Source organism: Amphritea pacifica (genome assembly GCF_016924145.1).
Taxonomy (GTDB): Bacteria; Pseudomonadota; Gammaproteobacteria; order Pseudomonadales; family Balneatricaceae; genus Amphritea; species Amphritea pacifica.
Window position 1 is genome coordinate 22,676 of sequence record NZ_JAFFZO010000028.1, and the last position, 19,876, is coordinate 42,551.

Sequence of the window (19,876 nt, forward strand, 5' to 3'; positions counted from 1 at the left end):
TAAGACTAAGTAATGCAGCGCTGGTCAGCTATATTTTATAGCCCGCGATACAAAATGCTGCCTCTAAAAAGCCGGACAGCCCAAAAGTTATTTTCAGTACTGCATTATATAATGATCCCATCCAACAATTTCAAGGCATTATTAGTTAAATTAGGGTCTGCCGATTCAAAATGATGCAGATTGTCCCAACTACGCAGCCAGGTGACCTGTCGTTTTGCTAATTGTCGCGTCGCGATGACACCTTTTTCGATCATTGTCGGGTAATCCCAAACGCCCTCGAAATACTCCCACATCTGCCGATAACCAACGCAGCGCACCGAAGGCATCTGCAGATTGAGATCGCCACGCTCCCAGAGCGCTCTAACCTCAGCCTCAAACCCCTGTTCCAGCATAATATGAAAGCGCTGTTCAATCCGCTCATGAAGAGTTTTACGCTCACCCGGCATAACGCAGAGCTGGGTGACATGATAGGGCAACCGTTGTGACTCCTGCTCCTGCCACAACTCAGTCATCGAACGTCCGGTCAGCTCATACACCTCCAGCGCCCGCTGCATCCGTTGCGGATCATTCGGATGGATACGCTGCGCGGCCACCGGATCCACCTGCTGTAAACGCCGATGCAGCGTCTCCCAGCCTGACTGCTCAGCCTCCTTAACCAGACGCTCACGGATCGACTGATCCGCCTGCGGCAGGGTGGCCAGACCTTTCAGCAGAGCCTGATAATAGAGCATGGTGCCGCCTACCAACAGCGGAATCCGCCCTGCTGCCGTGATCTCAGCCATCTCCCGCAGGGCATCGGTTCTGAAATCAGCCGCAGAGTAACTCTCAGCCGGATCAAGGATATTCACCAGCCGGTGGGGGTAACGGGACAGAAACTCTGCATCCGGCGTCGCGGTGCCGATATTCATCTCCCGGTAGATCATCGCCGAATCAACACTGATAATATCGCAGGGCAAGCGATCACAGAGCGCCATCGCCAGATCTGTTTTGCCTGACGCAGTCGGCCCCATCAGAAAGATGGCTGGCGGCAACTGATCAACCAACTTACTGTCCCCGCATAAACAGACTGTCGAGATCATTCATCGACATCTGTGTCCAGGTGGGACGGCCATGGTTACACTGACCACTGCGTTCGGTACGCTCCATATCCCGCAACAATGCGTTCATCTCAGGAATAGTCAGTTGCCGGTTAGCCCTCACAGAACCGTGACAGGCCATGGTCGCCAGCAACTCATTGGTGTGTTGCTGAATTTTCTGACTGGTACCAAACTGCGCCATATCCCCCAACACATCGAGAATCAGTTTACTGATATCGGCGCTGGCCAGTGCCACCGGCACCTGGCGGACAACCAGGGTTTCCTCTCCCATCCGGGCGATCTCAAAACCGAGCTTCGAGAACACCTGTGCCTGCTCCTCAGCACAGTCTGCTTCCATAGAACTAACCGCCATACTCACGGGCACCAGCAACGGCTGACTGCGAACCCCTTCCATCTCATATGCCTGTTTCATCCGCTCATATACCACCCGCTCGTGGGCGGCATGCATGTCCACCACCACCAGACCAGCATCATTCTGTGCCAGCACAAACACGCCGTGCAACTGAGCAATAGCGTACCCCAGCGGCGGACACTCGGTATCATCCGCCTGCGGCATAGAGGCCGGCTGCATGCCAGTGGCAGAATCTCCCTGAGGATGCAGCGCACCATAGGCGGAGATCTGATCACGAACCTGGCCAGCCCCCGGGCGATCTGACTGATACGTAGCACGGGAAATAAACCCGGCACCGGCTGCATTGCCGGAATCACGCTGCAACTGATGCAGAGGCATGCGACTCTGTTCAAAACTCTGCTGCGTCACGGACTGTCCCGGTGCAGCACTCAACAGGTGACTGGCTGCGGCACCGGAGATCGCCGGCTCACTACCCTGCTCCGGGCGGATATCGGCTATCACCCGATGGGTAGTGCGGAAGATAAAATCATGTACCAGACGGGTCTCACGGAAGCGCACCTCATGCTTGGTAGGATGCACATTGACATCCACCAGTTTCGGATCCAGTTCCATATAGAGGACATAGGCCGGATGCCGGCCATGGTAGAGCACATCCTGATAGGCCTGTCGCAGTGCATGGGCAACCACTTTATCGCGGATAATCCGGCCATTGACAAAGAAGTACTGCAGGTCGGCCTGACTGCGGGAGAAGGTCGGCAGCGCCACCCAGCCCCATAAACGCAGCCCTGAGGCTTCGGCACTGACATCCACTTTCATTGCATTTTCAATAAATGCTGGCGACAGCAGGGTCGAAATTCGCCGTTCCTGTTCGGTTTCGCTGATGGCGGGACGCAACTGATGGATCACTTTCTGGTTATGTCGCAGGGTAAATCCGACATCAAAGCGGCTCAGTGCCAGCCGTTTCACCACCTCTTCCAGGTGTTTAAACTCAGTTTTTTCCGTTTTCAGAAATTTACGCCGCGCCGGGGTATTAAAAAACAGATCCCGCACTTCGACTGTAGAGCCCTGCGGGTGCGCTGCGGGCGATACCTCAGCGACCATATCCCGCCCCTCAGTCTGCACCTGCCAGCCTGCCTCCTGATCCGCGGTTCGTGAGGTGAGCGTCAGACGGGATACCGAACTGATCGATGCCAAGGCTTCACCGCGAAAGCCTAGACTTTCGACCGCTTCAAGATCATCCAGGTTGAGTATTTTACTGGTGGCGTGGCGACTCAGCGCCAGCGGCAGATCATCTTTCTCTATCCCCTGTCCATCATCCCGCAGGCGGATCAGTTTGACCCCACCCTGCTCGATATCCAGTTCAATCCGGCCAGCCCCCGCATCAAGACTGTTCTCAAGGATCTCTTTCACAACCGAAGCGGGACGTTCAACAACTTCACCAGCGGCGATCTGGTTCGCCAGCCGGGGGGTCAGCAGGTGTATTCGGGACATATCACAGATTACAAATAGTTATTTAACTGGCAGGGATCTTCAGCACCTGGCCAACCAGTATCTGGTCAGCATTGCTAAGCCCGTTCGCCTTGCGTAGTGCCGACAACGATACACCGTTCCTGCTGGCAATAACAGAGAGAGTGTCCCCCCGCACCACCTTGTAGCTGGAGGGTGCTGCCCTGGCGGCGCCCCGTCCCTCTTTTTGCCAGGCAAGCCAGGTCAGCGCGGGGGGCTTAGCCGAGAAATGCGCTTTGATGCCGGCAAAAATGGCTTCGGCCATCTTTCGCTGATACGCCTTAGATTTCAGCTTGGCCGCCTCGTCATGATTGGTGATAAAACCGGTTTCGACCAGAATAGAGGGGATATCAGGAGACTTCAAAACCACAAATCCCGCCTGCTCAACCTGCTTTTTATGCATTTTGGCAAACTTACTCATATTTTTATGGATACTGTGGGCGATATCCCGGCTATCACTGCGACTGGCGGTCATCGACATATCCAGTAACACCTTGGCCAGCACATCGTCTTTATCCTCCAGACTCACTCCGCCCACACCACCAATCAGATCGGCACTGTTCTCTTTCTGCGCCAGCCAGCGTCCCATCTCACTACTGGCCCCCCGGGGGGAGAGCACCCAGACCGAAGCCCCCCGGGCACGGTGATCGCGAAAGCCATCCGCATGGATCGAGACAAACATATCTGCATTCATCTTGCGCGCCCGTTCAGTACGGCTGCGCAGACTGATATAGTAATCCCCATCACGGGTCAGTTTAGGCTGAAACCCCCGCTCCTTTTGCAAAAGTGCATTGAGTTCCCGGGCGATCCCCAGCACCACGGTTTTCTCCTTGACCCGTCCAGGACCAATAGCCCCGGGGTCTTCACCGCCGTGTCCGGCATCAATCGCAATCACGATATCCCGCAACGCTGCCGGGTCGTCTGCAGACGCCACTGCGGTTTTCTGCGGGGCTTCAGGCGCCACATCACGATAAAGATCGAGCACCAGCCGGTGCCCATACTGATCATTCGGTTTGAGGGCAAAGCTCTTCGGCTTCACATGTTCTTTAAGATCAAGCACGATGCGCAGATCTTTACCACCATTACGGGAACCGGAACGGATCAGTGATACCGGGCTGCCAGACAGATCAACAGTTTCCAGATTGGATTGCAGAGACGCATCGGAGACATCCAACACGATGCGGTCAGGCTTCTTCAGAGTAAACAACTTATGCTGTACTTCCGAGGACAGATCGAACACCAGCCGGGCATGATCCGGAGCGATCCACACCCGCACATTATGAACTTCAGCCGCATAGCCACCAGCAGTCCCCAGCCAACAGCTCAAAAGCAATACTATCAGTCCCGCCCGTCGTATCATTCGGTTTCTCATCGTACTGTTACAACCCAAGCCCCTAAATCAAGCGCTCACATACGCTCTGAATATATCCATTACAACATACCTGCTGACAGGCTGCCTGCCAATCACATCAACTGACTATCAGCTTATCGGCCAGTTGCCGGCCTTTTTCAGTCTGCGGTTGCCAGTTTATCCGACGGCCCCGTTGCTCCACCGTAATATTCAGTAACAGATCCGCCAGAGGCAACGCCCCCTCACCCCGTTCAGGCCACTCAATCAGACAGATGCTCTGATCGGTAAAATAGTCTCTGATACCCAGGTATTCGAGTTCCTCAGGGTCTCCCAGCCGATACAGATCAAAATGAAACACCGTTATATCGCCCAGCTCATAGGGTTCAACCAGTGTATAGGTTGGACTCTTAACCGAGCCTTGATGACCAAAGCCCTGCAATACACCCCGACTCAGGGTGGTTTTACCCATACCCAGGTCTCCCTCCAGAAAGATCACCTCTCCGCCGGTGGTTGCACGGGCAATCTGCTGTCCAAACATAACCATTGCCGCTTCATCGGCAATAAACACACTGTAATCAGATTTCTGCGGCACTCTGCCCATCCTTACAAACCATTAACCAACAGGCGTAATTGTGCCAACAGATCGGTCGCTTGCATACCTCGGGGACCATAAAGTGCAGCACTGCGGTCTGCTGCAGCACCATGCAACCAGGCCCCCAAACGGGTTGCATCGGCAGCAGACAGCCCCTGAGCGATCAGCGCGCCGATCACACCGCTCAATACATCGCCCATGCCACCGCTGGCCATCCCCGGGTTTCCGGTAGGATTCAGATGCAGCGCGTCGCCATCAAAACTCAGACTTCCCGGCCCCTTCAACAGCGCAACCCCGCCAAATGCGGCTTGCAACTCAACCACCGCAGCAAACCGGTCAGCCTGCAATCCGGCAACGCTACAGCCTAACAGCCGGGCGGCCTCCCCCGGATGTGGCGTGATCACCCAGCGTTCGCCATTGCGCTGCCCAAACTCCCGGCGAAGCGTCAGCAGGTTCAACGCATCCGCGTCCAGCACCAGCGGTTTGTCAGCGCCCAGCGCCTGCATCAGCAACTGCTCGCCCCAGGCGTTTTTCCCCAGCCCCGGTCCCACCACCAATACATCAGCCCGTTCGATAAAGGGTTCCAGTTCGCTACCTGAACGAACCCCCACCGCCATCGCTTCAGGATAGCGGGACAACAGCGCAGAGAGATGCTCAGCCCGGGTCGCAACCGTCACCAGCCCGGCGCCGCAGCGCCCGGCTGCCTGGGCCGCCATAATTGCCGCGCCGCCCATACCGGTATCGCCGCCAATCACCAACACATGACCACAATCACCCTTGTGAGTGGTTGTATTCCGGGGCGGTAACAGGTGGCTGAGATCATCTGCCCCGGTAATAAATCCAGCGACATCCACCGACTCATAAACATCATCGCTGACACGCAGCCCGTCAAACAGCAGCTCTCCGGTAAACGCCGGCCCCTCATGGGTCAGCAATCCGCGCTTAACGCCGATAAAGGTCACCGTCATATCGGCCCGCACAGCAACGCCGAGAACCGCGCCGGTATCACTGCATAAACCCGATGGAATATCCAGCGCCACAACCGGCAGGCCCGCCCGGTTAATCTGTTTAATCGCGGTGCGGAATGGATCGCGTACCTCGCCGCTAATCCCGGTTCCCAACAGCCCGTCAATGATCAGCTCACCGGTGAAAGGCTGCTCGTTGTAAAGCTGCCACGCCACAGACTCCGTCTGCAACCACTCCCAGGCCTGCAGTGCTTCACCGGACAACCGCGCGGCAAAATCATCGCCGCCGACACAGAGCAACTGCACCTGCATACCCAAACGCTGCGCCAGCACCGCCACCACAAAGCCATCCCCACCATTATTGCCACCGCCACACAACAGCGTCAGCTTCCGAACGTCGGGCCAGCGCTGCCGTAAACGGTCAAAGGCGGCATGCCCAGCCCGTTGCATCAGTTTAAAACCCGGCACACCCGACGCTATCGCTGTCTGATCAAGAGCGCGGGTCTGTTTCGCTGTGTATAATGATGCTGGCAGGTCAGAATGTGACATAACATACTCTCTGTAAACATGGTCTCTGAAAGACTTTTCCTAACTTCATTATATAGCGCCGATGACTCAATACGACCCTGAAATACTGCAAACCCTGGCGGATCAGATCAAAGCGATGACCATATCCCTGGGTTTTCAGCAGTGCGGCATCACCGGCACCGACCTGAGTGCGGAAGCTGCGCCCCTTAAAGCCTGGCTGGATAAAGGTTATCAGGGAGAGATGAGCTATCTGGAAAATCACTTCGATAAACGGATTAATCCGGCACTGCTCACCGAGGGAACGCAGCGTATTATCTGTGTCCGTATGAACTGCCTGCCCCCCGATACAAAAACCATCAGCGTGCTGAAAAACCCGGATCAGGCGTATATATCCCGCTATACCATGGGACGGGATTATCACAAGGTAATGCGCAAAAAGCTGACCCAACTGGGCAAACAGATGGAAACCTTGATCGGTCAGTTCGGTTATCGTGCCTTTGTCGACAGCGCACCGGTTCTGGAGCGGCCGCTGGCCCGCAACAGCGGCCTGGGCTGGCAGGGCAAGCATACCCTGATTTTAAATCGTCAGGCCGGCTCCTGGTTTCTGCTGGGGGAACTGTTTGTCGACCTGCCGCTACCGGTCGATCCTCCTTACACAGAGGAGCACTGCGGCCAGTGTCAGGCGTGTATCGATATCTGCCCAACCCAGGCGATTGTCGCGCCCTACCAACTGGATGCTAGGCGCTGCATCTCCTACCTGACTATCGAACTAAAGGGCTCTATTCCTACCGAGTTCCGGCCTTTGATTGGCAACCGTATCTTCGGCTGTGATGACTGCCAGTTGATCTGTCCCTGGAACCGTTTTGCAAAGCACAGCGACGAGACTGATTTCACTCCACGCCATAACCTTGACCGCATATCGCTGCTGGAGCTTCAGCAGTGGGATGAGGCGACTTTTCTGAAACGCACGGAAGGGTCGGCGATCCGGCGCACCGGCTACAGCGGCTGGCAGCGCAATATCGCCGTTGCCCTGGGCAACAGCCGCGGGGGCGAGCAGGTGCTGAAGGCGTTACAGAGCATGATCGATGGTGATGATCCACTGGTCAGGGAGCACGCCCTCTGGGCGCTACAGCATCTGCAAAGCCGACGCGCCGATCAGCAGCCCCCCATTCTGAACCACCGCCGGTCAGCAACACTGCCGGACTGAATAAAGAAACCCATATTCATGAGTTTACTTAACTAAACAGGGCGTTAAGGTCACAACTTTCCCGCTTCCCCAACTGGGCTCCATGGGCAGACAGCCAGTGTTCGCCCGCCTCCCGGCCAGACTCCATCAGCCCGGTCAGAAATTGCTTGCTGTTATCATACTTACTGGCCCCACCCAGCCCCGCCAAAAGAGGATCACTCTCCAGCAGGTGACAGCGCATGCCGTTTACCTTACGCTCTGCCCAGCCCTGCCGCCAACGCGAGCCTGAACTGTATTTGCGGATATTGGTAATGGTCCGCATCTCCCGCATAAAGGTGCTCTGAAATCCAAGTTCGGTAACCCGCGCCGCAATATGTTCTGCGGAAACCGGCAGTTGATCCCGCTGCAACGACTGCAGCAGAATAATCAGCACATCATCCGTAACACACTCATAGATCAGCGGAAACACTGCGGGGTTGCCGGAAAAACCCCCATCCCAGTAGAATGCCCCGTCAATCTCAATCGCTTTATGGATATTAGGCAGACAAGCCGACGCCAACAGATGGGGCAGATCCAGTTCAGTCTCATTAAACAGGGTTAATTTTCCCGTGGCTACTTCGGTGGTGGCGATAAACAGCTTAAACGGACAGTCCTGCCTCAGCTTTTTGAAATTCACCTGCTGCTGCAGCAGGTCTTCGAGAGGATTGATATCCAACAGATTGAGGTCGTAGGGGGAAAGATAGCGCATCGCATGTAGCCAGAAACGGGTCACCGCCCCCTCAAGCTGTTCCGGCAAGCGAATCGAAAAATCACTGGAAGCGACCGCCAGCCAGAACGACGCTAACTGCGCCTTAGCGCCGCTACGACCACCTTTGCGCCACCCCTCAGCCAGCATAACCGCATTCATAGCCCCGGCACTGGTGCCACTGACACCATCAAAGCTGATCCAGGACTCCTCCAGCAAACGATCCAGCACTCCCCAGGTAAATGCCCCGTGGGCACCACCCCCCTGTAATGCAAGATTGATAGAAACAGGTTTCATAGACACCTCTCAGGCCTTATTGTGCAATGCACAAAAATAACATACCAGAGGTGAATTAGAGATGAATACTTTTCGTTTGCGCTGAAAGGTAAGCGAAACGCTGCTTTCTCTATCTAATAGTGATCAACGGTAATTTTCGCGGCAGGCTCGCTAAACAGATACCCCTGAGAATAGTCTATCCCTAATGCTTCAACCACCTGCTGCACCGCAGCATTATGAACAAACTCAGCAACGGTTTTGATGCCAGCGTTACGGGCAAAGAAGACAATTGCCCGGGTAATCTCATAGCTTTTGTTATCGGTAGCGATATTTTTGATATATTTCGCGTCGATCTTGACAAAATCGACGTGTAATTCAAGCAGGCGTTCGAAATTGGAATACTCAGTGCCAAAGTCATCGATGGCCAGTTTATACCCCAGATCTTTAAGCCGGGTTAACTGGGCAATGTGATTTTTCTTACCTGACGCACTGATCCCTTCAAGAATCTCCAGTACAACTTGCTCCGGCGCTACTCCGTAGGTGGCCGTCTTCTCTGTCAGATAGGTTTCCAGGTACTCCAGCAGCAGATCATCCTCAGTGATATTAACCGACAGAATTAACCCGGTACCGGCAATCTCTGCCAGCCCCTTATCAATCACCAGACGGGTAATGGTGGGAAACAGGCCGGACAGCCTGACCGCATTAAAGAAATGGTAGGGGGTATAGACCTTACCACGATCCTCAAGACGCACCAGAGCCTCATAACTGACAATGTCGCCGCTACTATTATCACGCACCCCTTGAAAATACGGTTTCACCCGTCCCTCATTCAGCGCCTGATGCAGCATAGCATTCCAGCGGATATATTCACGGCGCAATGTCTGGTCAGGCTCATCCAGCTCGGCGTCATAGATGTGATAACGGTTTTTACCCCGTGCTTTTGCCTGGCTCATCGCCTGAACGGCCTGTTCCAGCAGATTTTTGCGTCCCGATGCACCACCAGCAGTAAAAGTGATACTGAACAACTGGTCGTCAATTTTCAGCGGATGCCCGAACAGATACTCCCTGAACCGTTCAACCTGTTGTTGCAGATCGGTCGGCAGCCGGTAATACAGCGCAAACTCATCCGCATTAATACGGTATAGCTCAGCCTCAGGAAACTGCTGCCGCAGCAGTTGCGCCACCTTGCAGAGAAACAGATCACCAAAGGAGGGACCATAAGCGGTATTGATAAAGCGGAAGTTATCCAGATTGATCAGCAACAGGGACTGCATAGCGATACAGTTTTTCAGCTGCACCTTCAGTTTTGACTGATTCGGCAGGGCTGTCAGACTGTCGCACTCAAGCGCCGTTATCAGTTGCTTGCGTTGCTCTTCCAGCGCCTGCTCCTGATGCTGTTTCGCCAGCACAATATTCACCATCGAGGCGCCGACATCCAGCAACCGAATATGAAAAGCCGATGGCGCACGCTGTTCAAAAGAGGAGAGCGCAAACGACCCAATGACGTTGCCATCATTGTTGCGCACCGGCATTGACCAGCAGGCGCACAGATTAAAATCACGAGCCAGTTGCCTGAGATCCTGCCAGCGGGGATCACTGAATGTATCCCTGACGAACACCGGCTCATTGCGCATCACCGCATTGCCGCAGGATCCGCTGCCAGGCCCCGGAGCCAGGCCCTGCAGCGCATCGACCCCCTGTTGCGGCACACTGGGGGCAACCAGCACATTGAGCAGACCACTCTGTTCATCGCGCAGCATAACCGAGGCAACAGAATTGGGCAGCAGTTGCTCCGCCATGCAACACAAAGCATTGAGGGTATCGATATACTCAGCGTTGCCGGCAACCTGAGCAAAAATAGATTGTTGCAACCTGAGAATCTTATCCAGTTCCTCAACCGACATCGCCCGCTCTTCAACAGGCGGCTGGTCGTATGAGTTTACACTATCGATTTCATCAATCATGAGCAGTGTCCAGGTTCCGGTTCACCAGTAAGCATATGGCAGAAAAAGGAATAAGTCTTCACCCGACCCGAAGCTCTCCCCCCATAATGGGAGCCTGATTCAGACGTTATCATTTATAGCTTAAAAAATGTTTCACGATAGTGCTGCAGCTCATTAATGGAGTCTTTAATATCATCCAACGCCAGATGACTGCCTTTTTTTACCACACCATCCAGCACCTCTGGTGCCCAGCGCCGGGCCAGCTCTTTGATAGTACTGACATCGAGATTGCGGTAATGGAAAAACGCTTCCAGCTCCGGCATATACTTCACCAGAAAACGCCGATCCTGACCGATTGAGTTGCCACAGATCGGCGAAGCGCCCTTATCCACATACTCACTGACAAATTCGATTGTATCCAGCTCAGCCTGTCGCTCACTGATCAGAGAGTCACGCACTTTCTGCGTCAGCCCAGACTGCCCATGCTGCCTGGTACACCATTCATCCATACCGTTTAACAACTCATCGGACTGATGAACCACCAGATTTGGCCCTTCTGCCAGAATATTCAGCTGCGAATCTGTTACGATAGTGGCGATCTCGATGATTCTGTCATGCTCCGGATCAAGACCGGTCATCTCAAGATCGATCCAGATCAGGTTATTCTGCCGTGACATATTAGTATTCCTTAGTACCAGTACTGTAAAATGAGTGCTTAATAGAATACCTTAGCATGCTGTGAAAATTCACCCCTATACCAGAATTAGCTGATAAATGTCGAAACGTAAGCTTACCCGCCGCCAGACCTGGCGCGTACAGAAGATTCAGGACGAGCGTGCCCAGCGAGCAGCGCGCAAAGATTCAGATATCGATCAGCAACTGGAAGGCGGTGATCTGGGGCCGGAACAACACGGCCAGATCATCTCCCACTTTGGCCGGCAGGTCGACGTTGAAGCGCAGGAAGGCGATGCTGCCGGGCAGATCTTTCGCTGTCATATGCGCACCAATCTCGACACGCTGGTAACTGGTGACCGGGTAATCTGGCGCGCCGGAGCTGAATATGGTGTGGTGGTGGCCACCCAGCCACGCAACACGATTCTGCAACGGCCAAACAACCACGGCGAGCTCAAGCCGGTAGCCGCCAATATCGATCAGATCGTGATCACCATCGCCGTTGAACCGCTGGCCCATTACAATCTGATCGACCGCTATCTGGTGGCTGCCGAACTCAGTGGCATCGAACCGGTCATCCTGCTCAACAAAACCGATCTGCTAAACGATGAAAATCGCCAACGGGTAGACACGATGGTCGACCTCTATCGCTCCATCGGTTATCAGGTGATGCAGGTTTCATCGATGGACAAAGAGGGGCTGGCTCCTCTGCGACAACAGCTGAATAACCGTATCAGTGTGTTTGTCGGCCAGTCCGGCGTGGGCAAATCATCACTGATTAACGCCCTGCTACCGGGAATAGATCTCAAAGTGGGGGCTCTGTCCGAGTCCACCCGCAAAGGCACCCATACCACCACCACCGCCCGGCTGTTTCACTTTCCTGATGGGGGCGACCTGATCGACTCCCCCGGAATCCGGGAGTTTGCCCTGTGGCACATTAATGAACATAATCTTCTCGATGGGTTTCGCGAGTTTGCCCCTTTTATCGGCTACTGTAAGTTCAGAGACTGCAACCATGAAAAGGAGCCCGGCTGCGCTATCAAACAGGCCATCGAAGAGGGTAAGATCAGTGAGCAACGGGTAAACAGCTACAAGCATATTCTGAATACCCTGAATCAGGACTGACGGGGCAGCAGGACCAATGACCGAACAACAGATTCCGCAGAATGCTGAGCAGTGGTACCACTTTCTCAGTGAAAAACAGCCACCGGTCAGACTCAGCATCATCAAACGGCTACAAAAAAAACTGGCCGATCCGAACTGCTCAGTCAACCATCTGAGCAAGCTGATCAAAAGCGATCCTCTGCTCTGCTTTCACGTGGCACTGGCTGCAGGAAGGCTGCATGATGAAAAGCAGTCAGAGATCACCAGTATCGATCACGCCATCGGCTCACTGGGGATGCATAAACTGGAACAGTTGATCAACAGTCTGCCCAGCCTCCGCCTGAATCCGGCCAGTACCGCGCAGAAAATGTATTTCCGGGCCGTTGCCAACAGTCATCATGCTGCAACTCAGGTGCATCAGTGGCTGAAACAGTGCCGTGGCGGTATGTTTGCCGAAGAGAGCTATCTGGCCGCGCTGTTTTACAACATAGGTCACTGGCTGCTGTGGTATTTTGCCCCGCAGCATATGGTTAAAATCCAGATCATGATCCGCGAAAAAAATGTCAGTCCTGAACTGGCTGAGACCCGGGTACTGGGCTGCACCATTGATGGCATCTCCAAGCGACTGCTGTCCCTCTGGCCAGTATCGTCACTGGCCAGAGTGACGCTGGAAAACAGCACCCCTCTTAATCGTCAGATGATCCTGCAGCTACACCAGCGCGCCCTGAGTGATCCCCGACTGGATGGCGACCAGCTGCGTCAGCTAAACCATCTGACACAGCAGAAGTTTTTCCCGGTCAAACTGGGCAATCTGCTGGCGCTGACGGCCAACTATGGCTGGGGGACAGAAGCGACTCTCCATCTGATCGACATCATCAATGATTACCTGCGGGGCGAACTCAACCATACCTTCGCGTTCCTGCATCGAAATTGTGTTATGGCTTCACGAAACTATCATGTCGCCGGAACGCTCGCCCCTGCCGCAGAGATGCTGATGCTTGAATCGGATCTGTCTCCCACATACAGACTGACCGCAACAGACAGAAAACTCTTTCAACTGCCTCACGATAAATCAATTTCAGAGTCTGCCAAAACCAACGCAACCACAACAGTTAACCGGCCGGCCCCACCGCAACGAGTCGCAGCTGAAGCTGAAGCCGCAACCGATCAACCTGCTGCTGGTCGTATCAGCCAAGATGAGGCCGCGTCAGCGGATAACCGGCAAACCCCGGTTGAGGCTGAGCCGGTCGTGACCCCCGAAACTCAGCCAGCGATCAGAACAGCTGAGCAACGCACTGTGGCCGACGCTGACTTTCTCGACAAGAATCTCTACCGGCAGTATCTGCAACGATTCAATGAGTTAGGGGATTACTACAGTCAGGGTGCCCAGGTGCTTAATGATCTGCTAAAAGCGCTCATTGCCGGGCTGGGTATGCAACGCGCTGCACTGATTATATTGCCACCGAAAAGCAACTCCCTGAAAGTTGTCAAAGCCACCGGTTTTGCCGACAACCACCCCCTGCCACACTCCACCCATATTCTGGGGCCCAAAAGTCTGTTCAGCCGCCTGAACGAAAAACCGGGATGTCTGCTGATTAACCAGACCAACCGAGAACAGGTCAGAACAATGTTACCAGCCACCTTCAGCCGCCATGTCAGCCAGAATGACTACCTGCTGATGTCACTGATCGCCAGTAACCGCTCGGTGGTCATTATCTACGCTGACCGGGATAACACTGCCGATGGGGTGCAGACCTTTCATCATAAAAAGTTTAAAGACCTGTGTAATAGCGCCGGACGCTGTCTGGACCATGTTTATAAATTACGCGCCGGAGCCAAAAAATGAGCCTGCCACTGGTTATCTCCCCTCAGCAGCTAGCTGAACAACCATCCACCGCAAATCTGCTGATTCTTGATCTCTCTTCAGCAGAAAACTATCACAAGGGGCATATCCCCGGCGCCATACATATGGACCCGGCCAGACTGTTACGGGGCCATGGCGAGGTGCCAAACAAAATCCCTGAGCCTGAACAGCTCAGTAGATTACTGGGGGAGATCGGCCTGACCCCTGAACGACATGTGGTTGTTTACGATGACCAGATGGGGCCCTGGGCCGGACGGATGATCTGGACCCTGAACAGTATCGGCCACCGGCGCTGCTCATTTGTGAATGGCCACCTGGCGGGCTGGGTTCAAGCGGGATTGCCACTGGAGACCCGGCCAAACACCGCAACCCCAGCCCTTTACCCGGTAACCTTAACGTCAGAGTATCTGGCAGATATCGCCTATATCAGCGACCATCTGAATGCCAGTGACCATATCGTTCTCGATGTCCGTTCCCCCGCAGAGTTCGCGGGCGAGAAGATCATTAACGCAAAACGGGGGGGGCATATTCCCGGCGCGGTGAACTATGAATGGACCCGCGCCCTGGTGTCCAGCGAGCAGCCACAACTGCGACCTGCCGCGGAGATAATGGCAGAACTCAACGCCCTGGGTGTCACCCCGGATAAGACCGTCATCACCCACTGCCAGACCCACCGCCGCTCGGGCCTCAGCTATCTGTTCACAAAACACCTTGGGTTCGACAAGGTACGCTGCTACGATGGCTCCTGGTTTGAATGGGGTAACCGGGATGATACGCCGATTGAGACCTGATGTTAGCAACGCCGCTGTTCTTCCGCCGCGATCATCCACACCGCTGTTCAACGATAATATTTAACAGAATTATTTGACCTATTTTTCGGAAACCTGACTGTGAAAGACTCCCTGTTTATTCTGCTGCAACACATACTGCCCCAACACCTGCTGTCCCGGGCGGTAGGTTATCTGGCTGAAAGCCGCTGCAACTGGATCAAGCGACCCTTTATTAAAACATTTGCCAGACATTACCGGGTCAATATGAGTGAAGCACTGATCGGGGATCTGGACCAGTTTGACAATTTCAACGCCTTCTTCACCCGCGCCCTGAAACCCGGTATGCGCCCACTTGATGAGGCCACCGTGGTGTCTCCTGCCGACGGCGCGATCAGCCAGATCGGTGGTATCGATTATGGCCGGATTTTACAGGCAAAAGGCCGGGGTTACGGCCTCAGTACCCTGTTAGGCGGCCACGCAGATCTGGCACAGGAATTTATCCATGGCCATTTTGCCACCATCTATCTGTCCCCCAGTGATTACCACCGGGTACATATGCCGGTTACCGGCACCCTGCGGGAAACGATCTATGTTCCGGGCGATCTCTACTCAGTCAATCAGACCACCGCCAAAGGGGTCGATAATCTGTTCGCCCGAAATGAACGATTGATCGCTATATTTGATACAGAGCTGGGGCCGATGGCGATGGTACTGGTCGGAGCGATGATTGTCGCGGGTATTGAAACGGTCTGGAGCGGTCAGGTGGCCCCACCGCAGAAACACAGCTGGCGTACAGACCACCACAAACCGGCAGAGCCGGTCGTGCTACAACAGGGCGAAGAGATGGGCCGATTTAAGCTCGGGTCGACCGTTGTGCTGCTATTTGGTAAAGATGCGATAGAATGGTCAGGGACACTGAAAGCGGATGATCCGGTGCGTCTTGGCCAGGCGATCAGTGGCTCGTGAACGAGCCGTGCAAGAACGTCACTGCGTGACTCGCCAGATGCGGCTTCGCTAGTGGCTAGTGGCTAGTGGCTAGTGGCTAGTGGCTAGTGGCTAGTGGCTAGAAAAAGATTAAGCAGGCCACTGCGAGTTGGCAAGCGCTTACATACAAGAGCTTGCATAAGAACTTAATACAAGAACTTCACTTTTTCAGGTTATATTATGAGCTGGTTAGAAACGCTTAATGCGCTGGGTGTTCAGGTTGATGAGCTGGGAAACTGCCAGGTTTCAGCAGCAGAGAGCCGCGATGCGGCGGTCACGGTTACCCCGCTGACCCATCTGGGGCTGTTCAGTGTCACCGGTCCTGATGCAGAGAAATTTCTTCAGGGCCAACTCTCCTGCGATGTCCAACAGCTTAGTGCAGGTAAAAGTCTGCTCGGCTCACACTGTAATATCAAAGGAAGCATGATCAGCCTCAGTCGTCTGATGCCGGTTGAAAATGGCTTCTGGCTACGCACTGAACGGCCGATTCTGGACACCGCGATGGCCAACCTGAAAAAGTATATGATCTTCTCCAAAGCGGAAAGCCATAACCGTTCAGATGAGATTGTGGGGCTGGGGATCAGTGGCGCACAGGCGGACCGGGCACTCCTGGCAGAAGGTTTCACCCTCCCGGCAGAAACCGGAGAATTCGCCGTCTATGGCAGCGGCTTACTGATCAGGGTTCCGGGAGAGCGATTTGAGTTGTGGCTGCCGGTTGAACAGGCCAAAACCCTGCTCAGCGGACTGCTGAAAGAGGCCACTCTGGCGGATACCAACAGCTGGAAGCTGCAGGATATCCGCAGCGGCATCCCGTCACTGGACAGCGCGACCCTGGAAACCTTTATCCCTCAGATGACCAACCTTCAGGTGTTCGACGGTGTCAGCTTCAGCAAGGGCTGCTATACCGGTCAGGAGGTGATTACCCGCCTGCAACATCGGGGCAAACTCAACCGACCAATGTACCGACTGGCGTTCAGCGCTGACCAGACTCCCCCCCCCGGCACCGCGATCAATACGCCGGAGCGCGCAGGTGTTGGCACCGTTGTCAGTGCCGCAATGACCTCAGAGCAGCAGGGTGAACTGCTGGCTGTCATTCTGAAAACCAGTTTTGATGACACCGAGACCGCGCTGACACTGGAAGGCGGTGATCAGCCACTGCAGCGCCTGACACTGCCCTACGAACTCGATCCGGAACTGTTTGAGCGCCCCCAGCGGCTCTGATCCATGAACGCAGCGTCGCTATAGCGCTGAAAATAACGATTGCCCGCCTGGCGGTTGCCGGTCTCGCATCATCTTTATAGAGAAAATATCTGACGCCCCATTTTTTCCGGCCGAAGACCTGATTATACTACGCTAACATTTTTATCCTGGAACATCAGATCATGCCTAAAGCTAGCGAAATAAAAAGAAATGCCGCCATCGAGATCAATGGCGAAGCCTATATTGTCAGGGATATTGAACGCTCAGTTCCGCAAGGGCGCGCCGGAGGCAGCCTCTATCGCATGCGGATGTACAATGTTGCCACCAACGCTAAGATAGATGAGACCTTCAAAGACTCCGATATGCTGACCCTGGCCGACCTGAGCCGTCGTGCAGCCACATTCTCGTACACTGATGGTGATGAGTATGTGTTCATGGACAGCGAGGATTACACCTCCTACAGCATGAACAAAGAAACCATCGAAGATGAGCTACCGTTTATCACTGAAGATCTGCAGGGGATGCATGTCATGGTTTTAAATGATGTGCCGGTGGCGCTGGACCTGCCCGGTATTGTCGAACTTGAGATCATCGAAACCGACCCCTCAATCAAAGGCGGCTCCGCCACCGCCCGCACCAAGCCAGCCAAACTGTCCACCGGACTGGTGGTGCAGGTGCCGGAACATATCTCCACCGGCGACCGCATCAAGGTCAACGTGGAAGAGCGTAAATTTACCGGCCGTGCATAATTAACACAGCTTATAAAAAAACCGCCAACTCAGGCGGTTTTTTTATCGGTGATGCTTATTCAGAAGCATAAAGAGCAAAGACCTCCGCCCCGGTCATATCCTTTGTGACATTGGCAAACGAATAGTATTCAGGCTTTTCATCGATAAATATCTGATGACTGAACGTAACCCCCTCATCAACCGCAAAAAAGCCGATCGGGACAATATACTGGTCCTGCTGCGTTAAATGGTAAAACAGATGTGTGCCACACTGACTGCAGAAACCCCGTTCAGCCCAGTCCGAGGACTGAAACCGGCGAATATATTCAGCACCTGAGATCTGCAGATCAGCAGCACAGTCCACCGCCAGCAACGGACCTCCGGTCCAGGTCCGGCACATACTGCAGTGGCAGGCCCCCATTGAAGGAGACATCGATCCGGTGCTCATCGACACCGCACCACAAAGACACTGACCCGTTACCGTTAATGTATCACTCATATTTCATCTCCTTAGGGGCACTCATGGCTGCTCTGCACCCCTGAATTTCACTTCTGACGGTTTTCCAGTTTACGCCGCAAACGTAAGCCGGGGCCAACCTGCGCCTCAGGCTGGTCAGTCTGAAGTATCACCAGTTCACCATCAACGAAATCCTGCTCCATCCCCAACATAATCGCAGAACCGTTATCCAGATAGAGAATCAGCAGCGCGTCATAGTTAAGGGATTCAGAGGGGATATTCAGTTCTGCCGCCACAATATCGATCAGCTCCCTCTGCTCATAGATCTCGATAGAGAGAATACTAGCGGCTGCAGGCAGACTGATCCAGCTGCACCGATCAGGACGAGGCACCACCGCTTCAACCTCATTAACCGCCAGACAACCCACCGTAAAACCATCGGCAAACGGATGCCGGGCAACACTCACCTCGATCCACTGTTCATCACTCAAACGAAATCGCAGCCAGCAGGCTCGGTTCATATCCTGTCCCAGACAGGTATGCAGCCCTCCTGCCCAGATCTCATCCAGACGCAAATCAAATAACTGAGAAAGCGTCTCCTGAGCATCGGTATCCAGATGAAATACTTTCAAACGCACAGTTTCATTCATGGGGTGTCTCCTTCCAGTCGACAGACCGGCTACGCCGCTGGCTAGTGGCTAGTGGCTAGTGGCTAGTGGCTAGTGGCTAGTGGCTAGTGGCTAGTGGCTAGAAAAAGCGTAACACAATCAGCAGTTTACTCTACTAATATTTGCTCAAACTCTCTCTTTTGCTAGCCTCTAGCAGGCGCGCAGCGCCGTTCTAGCAAGCGACGAAGTCGCGTCTAGCTGCTAATTTCCCCCGGGAGCTGCCAATCTATCGGGTCACGCCCACAACGCTGCAGATACTCATTCGCCTGACTAAAGTGCTTGCAGCCAAAAAAGCCGCGATAGGCCGCCAGTGGCGATGGATGAGCAGACTTCAGCACCAGATGCCTGTGCGGATTGATGACAGCCCCCTTCTTTTGGGCATAGCTCCCCCACAGCAGAAACACCACGTGCTCACACTGCTCATTCACCGTGGCGATCACCCGGTCGGTAAACTGTTCCCAGCCTTTCCCCTGATGGGAGGCGGCCTGCGAATCCTCAACCGTGAGTACCGCATTCAGCAGTAACACCCCCTGTTTTGCCCAGCTTTCCAGATAACCGTGATTCACCGGGGTCACCCCCAGATCACTGTGCAGCTCTTTATAGATATTCACCAGCGAAGGAGGCGTCTTGATACCGGGTCGCACCGAGAAGCACAGACCGTGGGCCTGACCTGGCTGATGGTAGGGGTCCTGACCGATAATCACCACCTTCACCCGGTCCAGCGGTGTTGCCTCCAGGGCATGAAACCAGTGAGTCGAATGGGGGTAGATGGTTTTTTTAGCCGCCTTCTGCTGTTGTAAAAACTGTTTCAGCTGCTGCATATAGGGCGCTTTAAACTCAGCGTTTAACCAGGGTTGCCAGCTCGGGGCATTGTCCAGTGCCATAATA

General features: G+C 54.2%; 18 protein-coding genes. 7 read left to right on the forward strand and 11 right to left on the reverse strand.

The window, feature by feature from the left end; translation table 11 throughout:
* Window positions 1–104: 104 nt before the first annotated feature.
* The 5 genes from miaA to JW499_RS15945 form a co-directional block, all read right to left on the reverse strand.
* The gene (gene miaA, locus JW499_RS15925) at window positions 105–1,079 is read right to left on the reverse strand and encodes a tRNA (adenosine(37)-N6)-dimethylallyltransferase MiaA (protein ID WP_205211508.1); all 975 of its coding nucleotides are present in this window, start codon (window positions 1,077–1,079) and stop codon (window positions 105–107) included.
* Entirely contained in the window at window positions 1,045–2,940 is a 1,896-nt protein-coding gene (mutL, locus tag JW499_RS15930) for a DNA mismatch repair endonuclease MutL (RefSeq protein WP_205211509.1), read from the reverse strand. The genes miaA and mutL overlap by 35 nt, the downstream gene beginning before the upstream one ends.
* Window positions 2,941–2,962: 22 nt before the next feature.
* The gene (locus JW499_RS15935) at window positions 2,963–4,288 is read right to left on the reverse strand and encodes an N-acetylmuramoyl-L-alanine amidase family protein (RefSeq protein ID WP_269814582.1); all 1,326 of its coding nucleotides are present in this window, start codon (window positions 4,286–4,288) and stop codon (window positions 2,963–2,965) included.
* 136 nt (window positions 4,289–4,424) lie between these two features.
* Window positions 4,425–4,898 (reverse strand): tRNA (adenosine(37)-N6)-threonylcarbamoyltransferase complex ATPase subunit type 1 TsaE, encoded by a 474-nt coding sequence (gene tsaE, locus JW499_RS15940; RefSeq protein ID WP_408627327.1) that lies wholly within the window; start codon window positions 4,896–4,898, stop codon window positions 4,425–4,427.
* An 11-nt stretch (window positions 4,899–4,909) separates the two neighbouring features.
* Window positions 4,910–6,412 carry an NAD(P)H-hydrate dehydratase gene (locus JW499_RS15945; RefSeq protein ID WP_205211512.1) on the reverse strand — a complete coding sequence of 501 codons (1,503 nt, stop codon included), beginning with the start codon at window positions 6,410–6,412 and terminating at the stop codon, window positions 4,910–4,912.
* A gap of 61 nt (window positions 6,413–6,473) precedes the next feature.
* Here JW499_RS15945 and queG point away from each other — a divergent pair, with 61 nt between their 5' ends.
* The gene (gene queG, locus JW499_RS15950; RefSeq protein ID WP_205211513.1) at window positions 6,474–7,598 is read left to right on the forward strand and encodes a tRNA epoxyqueuosine(34) reductase QueG; all 1,125 of its coding nucleotides are present in this window, start codon (window positions 6,474–6,476) and stop codon (window positions 7,596–7,598) included.
* Between the two features lie 28 nt (window positions 7,599–7,626).
* Here the strand turns inward: queG and JW499_RS15955 are convergent, their stop codons facing one another.
* The 3 genes from JW499_RS15955 to orn all read right to left on the reverse strand — a co-directional run bounded on the left by JW499_RS15955 (window position 7,627) and on the right by orn (window position 11,218).
* Entirely contained in the window at window positions 7,627–8,619 is a 993-nt protein-coding gene (locus JW499_RS15955; protein ID WP_205211514.1) for a patatin-like phospholipase family protein, read from the reverse strand.
* 113 nt (window positions 8,620–8,732) lie between these two features.
* Window positions 8,733–10,562 carry an EAL domain-containing protein gene (locus tag JW499_RS15960; RefSeq protein ID WP_205211515.1) on the reverse strand — a complete coding sequence of 610 codons (1,830 nt, stop codon included), beginning with the start codon at window positions 10,560–10,562 and terminating at the stop codon, window positions 8,733–8,735.
* Window positions 10,563–10,675: 113 nt separating this feature from the next.
* Complete coding sequence (gene orn, locus JW499_RS15965; protein WP_205211516.1) at window positions 10,676–11,218, reverse strand: oligoribonuclease; 543 nt, start codon at window positions 11,216–11,218, stop codon at window positions 10,676–10,678.
* Window positions 11,219–11,315: 97 nt separating this feature from the next.
* Here orn and rsgA point away from each other — a divergent pair, with 97 nt between their 5' ends.
* From rsgA to efpL, 6 genes are all read left to right on the forward strand, one after another.
* Window positions 11,316–12,338 carry a small ribosomal subunit biogenesis GTPase RsgA gene (rsgA, locus tag JW499_RS15970; protein WP_205211517.1) on the forward strand — a complete coding sequence of 341 codons (1,023 nt, stop codon included), beginning with the start codon at window positions 11,316–11,318 and terminating at the stop codon, window positions 12,336–12,338.
* 16 nt (window positions 12,339–12,354) lie between these two features.
* Window positions 12,355–14,163 carry an HDOD domain-containing protein gene (locus JW499_RS15975; RefSeq protein WP_205211518.1) on the forward strand — a complete coding sequence of 603 codons (1,809 nt, stop codon included), beginning with the start codon at window positions 12,355–12,357 and terminating at the stop codon, window positions 14,161–14,163.
* Window positions 14,160–14,972, forward strand: a complete 813-nt coding sequence (locus JW499_RS15980; protein ID WP_205211519.1) for a sulfurtransferase — start codon at window positions 14,160–14,162, stop codon at window positions 14,970–14,972. Before JW499_RS15975 ends, JW499_RS15980 begins: the two co-directional genes overlap by 4 nt.
* Window positions 14,973–15,071: 99 nt before the next feature.
* Window positions 15,072–15,917 carry an archaetidylserine decarboxylase gene (asd, locus tag JW499_RS15985; RefSeq protein WP_205211520.1) on the forward strand — a complete coding sequence of 282 codons (846 nt, stop codon included), beginning with the start codon at window positions 15,072–15,074 and terminating at the stop codon, window positions 15,915–15,917.
* Window positions 15,918–16,115: 198 nt separating this feature from the next.
* On the forward strand, window positions 16,116–17,156 hold the full coding sequence (gene ygfZ, locus JW499_RS15990) for a CAF17-like 4Fe-4S cluster assembly/insertion protein YgfZ (RefSeq protein WP_232846466.1): 1,041 nt from the start codon (window positions 16,116–16,118) through the stop codon (window positions 17,154–17,156).
* Window positions 17,157–17,317: 161 nt separating this feature from the next.
* A complete protein-coding gene (efpL, locus tag JW499_RS15995; protein ID WP_205211521.1) occupies window positions 17,318–17,884 on the forward strand; it encodes an elongation factor P-like protein EfpL in 567 nt (188 codons plus the stop codon).
* 55 nt (window positions 17,885–17,939) lie between these two features.
* Here efpL and JW499_RS16000 read toward each other — a convergent pair whose 3' ends face one another.
* From JW499_RS16000 to ung, 3 genes are all read right to left on the reverse strand, one after another.
* Entirely contained in the window at window positions 17,940–18,362 is a 423-nt protein-coding gene (locus tag JW499_RS16000; RefSeq protein ID WP_205211522.1) for a GFA family protein, read from the reverse strand.
* 47 nt (window positions 18,363–18,409) lie between these two features.
* Window positions 18,410–18,970, reverse strand: a complete 561-nt coding sequence (locus JW499_RS16005; protein WP_205211523.1) for a hypothetical protein — start codon at window positions 18,968–18,970, stop codon at window positions 18,410–18,412.
* A gap of 212 nt (window positions 18,971–19,182) precedes the next feature.
* Window positions 19,183–19,872, reverse strand: a complete 690-nt coding sequence (gene ung, locus JW499_RS16010) for a uracil-DNA glycosylase (RefSeq protein ID WP_205211524.1) — start codon at window positions 19,870–19,872, stop codon at window positions 19,183–19,185.
* Window positions 19,873–19,876: the final 4 nt, after the last annotated feature.